This is a genomic window from Clostridium sp. (assembly GCF_032552055.1).
GTDB lineage: Bacteria > Bacillota > Clostridia > Clostridiales > Clostridiaceae > Clostridium.
In genome coordinates this window covers 1-1,369 of record NZ_JAWGSV010000420.1, presented here as the reverse complement: position 1 = coordinate 1,369, position 1,369 = coordinate 1, and the positions used below count along the sequence as shown (strand labels likewise).

Annotated in this window: 3 protein-coding genes; all 3 read right to left on the bottom strand. The window is 25.2% G+C overall.

The annotated features are described in order from the left end of the window. Nucleotides 1-84 precede the first annotated feature (84 nt). The gene (locus E6248_RS16065; protein WP_316341773.1) at nt 85-558 is read right to left on the bottom strand and encodes a TlpA disulfide reductase family protein; all 474 of its coding nucleotides are present in this window, start codon (nt 556-558) and stop codon (nt 85-87) included. A 246-nt stretch (nt 559-804) separates the two neighbouring features. After that, nucleotides 805-1,044, bottom strand: coding sequence for a hypothetical protein (locus E6248_RS16060; RefSeq protein WP_316341771.1), 240 nt, complete (start codon nt 1,042-1,044; stop codon nt 805-807). Between the two features lie 92 nt (nt 1,045-1,136). Next, a partial coding sequence (locus E6248_RS16055) for a cytochrome c biogenesis protein CcdA (RefSeq protein WP_316341770.1) occupies nt 1,137-1,369 on the bottom strand: 233 nt, incomplete at its 5' end.

Genomic DNA, 1,369 nt, shown 5'->3' with positions numbered 1-1,369 from the left:
TAGAACGCTATTAGTAATCATTCCAGTATGATCGTACTGCACATTTCCATCTATGTCTATAAATAAAGTTCTTGGAACTGCATTTTAATAGTATGTCATAGCTGCATCACTATCTAAATCATAAACTATATTCATATCATATCCTTCTTCCTCTATAAAGGCCTTTGCAGTCTCTTTTGTCTCTCTCATTCCATCAGTAAGATTAACCATTAATATTTCTATATCTTCATCTTTATAATTCTTCATAGCTTCATCAAAATATGGCATTTCTGCTTTACATGGAGGGCACCAACTTGCCCAAAAGTTTACTACTACGTTTTTCTTTCCAATAAAATCTGATAATTTCACTTCATTATTATCTTCATCATAAACAGTAAAATCTTTTGCTTTTTCTAAAGGTTTATCTTCTTTAGTACTCCCAATACTAGCATTATTCCCACTACTTACTTTTGTTCCCTCTTCTTCATATACACCAGTTAGATAATCATAACCTAATTTTCCTAAAAATATCAATAGCCCCATTAAAATCACTATCAATATAACTTTTAACTTTTTCATACACTTAATCTCCTATTTATTTTAACTAGCTCAATTTTTCATATAGAACTTTACACATTTTCTTTTTCTACTATTAATTATTTTCTCTTCATCTTAATTTTGTTCCCTTATCTATTATCTCTATACAACTATTATTAAAATTACGAGAGATAATTTGTTTTTCTTCACTCTATTTCTTAATTAAATATCTAAGTTGCTCTATTATTCTTTACATTATTAAATACCTTAATAAATACCTTATTAAATTTATTTTTTCGTATCCCTATCAAAAAATGATAAAATTAATCCTAATCCTGAAATCCCAATAGATAGTAATATAAAATTATTATTTTCATCAATAGGACATACACCCTCTGGCAAACGACTTCTAGAAATATATATCAAAACTATATTTAATACGCTTAATACTATCCCTATATTTATTAGATAATTGCTAAGCTTTTTTATATTTAAATTTCCGTTATACTTACTTAATACTTTTTTCATAATTCCTCTTCCTTTTATATTATTTAACTTACAAATAGTTTAAATAAATTCTATTCTAATCAAGAATTCTATCTATCCTTATATTATTTAACTTATACGAAACTTAACATAGATAATAACATATTTAAATATCCAGTCATCATCATTACACCTACAATTATTAAGATTATACCTGATATTTTATTTATAATATTGTAATTTCTTTTTATAAAGTTAAATGTACTTTTTAATGAATCAATTAATAAAGCAGATAGTATAAATGGAATCCCAAATCCTAAGCTATATGTTAGTAGCATTAGTACACCTTCCATAATATGACTTGAAT

Excerpts from the sequence above, each read along its gene's own strand:
- E6248_RS16060 (WP_316341771.1), bottom strand. The coding sequence starts at position 1,044 with ATGAAAAAAGTATTAAGTAAGTATAACGGAAATTTAAATATAAAAAAG.
- E6248_RS16065 (WP_316341773.1), bottom strand. The coding sequence starts at position 558 with ATGAAAAAGTTAAAAGTTATATTGATAGTGATTTTAATGGGGCTATTG.